The 1,012-nt window shown below is 67.4% G+C and carries 2 protein-coding genes; both read right to left on the reverse strand.

Features of this window, described 5'->3' with window-relative positions:
- Positions 1–128 precede the first annotated feature (128 nt).
- Positions 129–293: a hypothetical protein gene (locus B8460_RS21945; protein ID WP_158322829.1), complete on the reverse strand. Its 165-nt coding sequence runs from the start codon at positions 291–293 to the stop codon at positions 129–131.
- Positions 290–871 carry a hypothetical protein gene (locus B8460_RS12490; RefSeq protein ID WP_048861932.1) on the reverse strand — a complete coding sequence of 194 codons (582 nt, stop codon included), beginning with the start codon at positions 869–871 and terminating at the stop codon, positions 290–292. The genes B8460_RS21945 and B8460_RS12490 overlap by 4 nt, the downstream gene beginning before the upstream one ends.
- Positions 872–1,012 lie beyond the last annotated feature (141 nt).

Here is a 1,012-nt window from a genome sequence, read left to right on the forward strand (position 1 = left end):
CGATTCACTCAGAAGGGCTACCGCTCTAGCAAGCTGTTCTTCCTTCGTAATATGCCGGCGGTGGACGTTGGCGGCGCGAAAAGGGCCGCCCCTCGCGAGACGGCCCTCTATGGCGTAGCCCAGCCGAGTCAGTGCGGCGTCGTGCCCTCGGTGGCCCATGCTTCAAGCATCGCCACCACATCAGCCGGCGCGTCATCGCCGAGGTGCCGGCGCAGGATCGCGAGGGCCTGCACCGGATAGGCGAAGCAGGCGAGCACCGCCTTCATTGCGTCGGCGTCGGGATCGTCGGTCATGCCGCCTCCTTATTCACAGCGTAGGCAAGGTGAACCGCCAGCCGGCAAAAGATGCCGCCGGCCTCCCCGTCCGTCGCGATCGACCGCACCGCCAGCCGCACGACCCGCGCCAGCGCCGCCCGTTCCGCGTCCGTCTTCGGGATCGTGCCCAACACCCGTTCGAGCACGCGCCAGCTTTCGGCACGCGCCGCCTCGCCGATGTCCGGGTCAACCTCTCCCCGGTTCCATCGGTCCTGCACTGCCACCAGATGGGCGTAGCGGTTGCACAGGGCGATGAAGTCCACGGGCATCAGTGGCAAGGCAAGGGCCTCGATCGCTTCGTGCAGCATCGAATCCAGCATGCCGCCCTCGGGCCAATCGGGTTGATAGAATGACCACGCGACCGCGAGCTTCGCCCGGTTCCCGGCATCGGTCAGGGCGCGGGTGCATGTGACTTCCTCGACCAGATCGTCGTATCCGACCGGCCGCACAAGCTCCGCATCCTCGGGCGTGGCGCGATAGGCAGCCTCCATTTCGACCAGCCGGCGGCATTTCGCGATCAAGGCCGCGTCCGGGTGGTCGGGGGCGAGGTAGTCCATGGGGAGGGTCATGCCACGACCTCCGGGCCGGACAGCACCGCCAGCGCATGCCGGATCGTCCTGCTCGCATAGTCCGGGCGCACCACACCGGCCCGGTTCTGCACCGCCTCTAGAGCGGTAGCCGATCAGTCTGGATCGTAG

This window comes from Acidisphaera rubrifaciens HS-AP3, assembly GCF_000964365.1.
GTDB lineage: Bacteria > Pseudomonadota > Alphaproteobacteria > Acetobacterales > Acetobacteraceae > Acidisphaera > Acidisphaera rubrifaciens.